We start from the raw sequence: 2,848 nt of genomic DNA, 5'->3' as shown, positions 1-2,848 counted from the left end.
ATATCTCTTTAGAAATTAGGGGCTTTGCAAGTTCTGCCTGTTTTTCTTCATTTATGCAGCCGCCGGAGGCAACGACACAGCCAAGCTCTTTTATCGTTTCAAGACGTTGACCGGCACCCTGCGGCAACGTTTCTTTTGAAAAAAGAGAGCCCTGTCCGCAGGTTATGGCTCCTGCAAACTTTTCTTTGAAAAGCGTTTTAAAATGTGCCATCACAGCATCGTAAAGACCTTCTGCTGTATAGAAGCCGCAAGTGGATATTACTATATGGCGCATTTTTGATACATCGTGCCGTGTCGGATGAGTCGGAAATCCATCAGCTGTCAACACCATATCAGGGTAGTCGTCAACAAAGAGCCTGTCCATAAAGGCCTTTATCTGTGACGGCATCGCAAAGAAATAAAGAGGGAAGCTCCAAATCACAATGTCAGCCTTAAAGAAATAATCCTCTTGGAGCCGCGGCGCATCGTCCTTAATAACACAGATTCCTCCGTTGGCCCAGCAGCCAAAGCAGCCGCGGCAGCCGCGCACATCATAATCTGCAATATTTATTGTATCAACCAAATCTCCGTCTTTTCGCAGCCCTTCGACGAACGTATTTGTAAGTATCATGGTGTCGCTGCGCTTCCCGCGCGGACTGCCGTTCAAAACCAGTATACGCATCTCTTCATCTCCCTCTTTCGTTTGTCAGTTTGTCTTTGATTGAGTGACCGTAATTGTCATCTTCTCTTCACCTTTTGTATCTGTTATCGTAATATGCGCGTCACGAGCGCTTCCGGTGGTATTTTCACCAACCTCTATCAGTAGCGGATGAGCGGTTCCACCGGTGGAGCTTCCGCTTGTTTCATGCACGTCACACCACGATGCGTCGCACGACGCAGTCCACCCATAGTGTGAGAGTATGCCTATGTTGGCATTGCTTGCCTTCTTGTTAAAGCTGATATTGTATCGGTCGGCTACAAGCCTTGGCGGTACAGGCAGAGGAACTGAGATTTTGTCTGTGCGACTGAATATATCCTTGTCGACGCGGCCGCGCGTATACACAGCGAAAATACCGTCGCACGCTCCCTGCGTCTGACCAGATACCCAGCTGAATTCAGAGGTGAAGACCCTGTTGTCGTTTGCGGCAAGTTTACTGTCCCTTTAAGCACCGCTTATCTTCCATATCCACTCGTTGACGGGGACGAAGGAGCTCCTGGCGGCCGCGGGAGCGTCATTGAGGTGACGATAAAATGCGTTCTTCTTGCCGTTTGACGGGCGACGGAAGTCATAGACCCACTTCGAGTTCGCGCCCAGACTGGCGCCGCCGGAGTTGTCCGTAATGTTGTAGTCCTGTATGGTTCGAGTGTGAGATGTGGAGTATGAAAGCGAACCGCTCAGGCCGCCGTTCCCCCCTATCCCGGAGAAGCCCAGAGAACCGCTTCCGCCCCAGCTCATGCCGTTTGTTACGGTCTCAGAATTGTTCATATTCAACGGTTTGTGGTCATACAGCGTTACGTCAGCAACGTCGTCCGGGCTGTTGCAGTAGTTCTCGAAGGCGTATTTGACAGCATACTCGCCCACCTCGTTGTACTCTATTTTCTTGTCGTTGTGTCCTTTTCTGTCAGTTTTGACATGTATTTTGTAATATGCAGAGGAAGGGTTTAGGTTGCCGCTCTGTTCGATAAAATACCAGTCGTCACCGGTGGCAAATGCGTGGCACGAATAGATGGTATAGCGAAGGCGCAGAGTCCAATTGTTTGATGTCATCCTGCGCAGACTGCGCTCCCGCCGCGGCGGATGCAGCGTTGCTCTTGCCGCCTGAAAGCGAGCTTGCCATCGCCTCTTTAGAGGCTATCCATTCAAACAGGTATTTTGCCCTCTCGGCATTTTTTTCTGCTTCGAGCGGCGGGGTTGGTTTCTCTCCGCCCTCTTCATCGTCATCGTCGCTGACAATTTCGTCATCTTCGTTCGCGTCGTAATCGGCGGAGGTTACCTCCTTTTCGATTCCTTCAGCGCAGTCATTATCACTGTGTATGCAGAGTACCAGAACGTCTCCGCTTGTTTTCATCACTGCATATATCTCAACGTCTTTGTCTCGCGCCGAATCATCCTGGTTTGGTGCGGCATAGGCGTGAGATACACCTATCGCAGCCAGAAAATCCCTGACCTCCGACTCATTTGCGTGTTCGATGACAACTGCCTGTCCTGCGTCATAGGCGGCCTTTAGGCCTGCCTTTGTGCTTGCATCCAAGGGCGCGCCCTCGGTAAAGGAGACTATTACAGGGCCGTCCGTCTCCGTGTCGTTGAACGCGCGAAGGTCGGCCTGTTCCGCAATCGCCGCGGCCAAATCTCCGTGAAGCTTCCCGTCAAAGTAAACTACCGGTTTTGACGCGGGGGTTCCGCCGCCGCATCCGCCCGCAATGACAGCCACAGCAAAGATCACCGCCATCATTAGCACAACTCGCATATTTCTGCCTGCCATAATACTTTCCTCCTGTTGTTTTGAAATTTTGGGAAATTCACAATCACTTTGTTGTCACCTGCCACAGTTAATAGCTGACTATTGCTGTTATTCCTATCGCAGCGCCGACATATCTCCGCACAATCCCGCACAACACAGGCATCCTAGTCACTCGGTGCGGGCGGGCTTTTTCCTCTTCGGCTATCTCATTGCCGAATCGTCAGCTTTTTTTATACGTATAAACGTGTCATTGTAGCCCATTACGCTGAAATGCGTTATTCGGCCGCCCTCCTCGCTCTCAATTTCAAATTTTGGACCATCGTCGCGGAGGCGGACATTCACACTTTCGGTGCCTATTAGTGTCATTATGTCGACCGTGAGCTTTGGATTTTTGTTCTTTTGTACGA

The 2,848-nt window shown here is 50.7% G+C and carries 5 protein-coding genes; all 5 read right to left on the bottom strand.

The genetic code is table 11. The annotated features are described in order from the left end of the window. Positions 1-661 (bottom strand): flavodoxin family protein (locus RRY12_12870; protein MEG2185566.1); only part of this gene is annotated, 661 nt, incomplete at its 3' end. A gap of 24 nt (positions 662-685) precedes the next feature. Further along, positions 686-1,042, bottom strand: a complete 357-nt coding sequence (locus RRY12_12865) for a BACON domain-containing protein (protein ID MEG2185565.1) — start codon at positions 1,040-1,042, stop codon at positions 686-688. Positions 1,043-1,141: 99 nt separating this feature from the next. Next, the gene (locus RRY12_12860) at positions 1,142-1,747 is read right to left on the bottom strand and encodes a hypothetical protein (protein MEG2185564.1); all 606 of its coding nucleotides are present in this window, start codon (positions 1,745-1,747) and stop codon (positions 1,142-1,144) included. After that, a complete protein-coding gene (locus RRY12_12855; GenBank protein ID MEG2185563.1) occupies positions 1,677-2,462 on the bottom strand; it encodes a hypothetical protein in 786 nt (261 codons plus the stop codon). Before RRY12_12855 ends, RRY12_12860 begins: the two co-directional genes overlap by 71 nt. 180 nt (positions 2,463-2,642) lie before the next feature. Beyond that, positions 2,643-2,848, bottom strand: a 206-nt coding sequence (locus RRY12_12850) for a hypothetical protein (GenBank protein MEG2185562.1), incomplete at its 5' end; no start/stop codon positions are given.

The sequence above is a fragment of the Cloacibacillus sp. genome (assembly GCA_036655895.1).
Lineage (GTDB): Bacteria > Synergistota > Synergistia > Synergistales > Synergistaceae > JAVVPF01.
This window is presented reverse-complemented; position numbering and strand designations above follow the sequence as displayed.

Bases quoted from the DNA above. Each gene is read 5' to 3' on its own strand.
- RRY12_12860 (MEG2185564.1), bottom strand. From the start codon at position 1,747: ATGACATCAAACAATTGGACTCTGCGCCTTCGCTATACCATCTATTCG.
- RRY12_12855 (MEG2185563.1), bottom strand. From the start codon at position 2,462: ATGGCAGGCAGAAATATGCGAGTTGTGCTAATGATGGCGGTGATCTTT.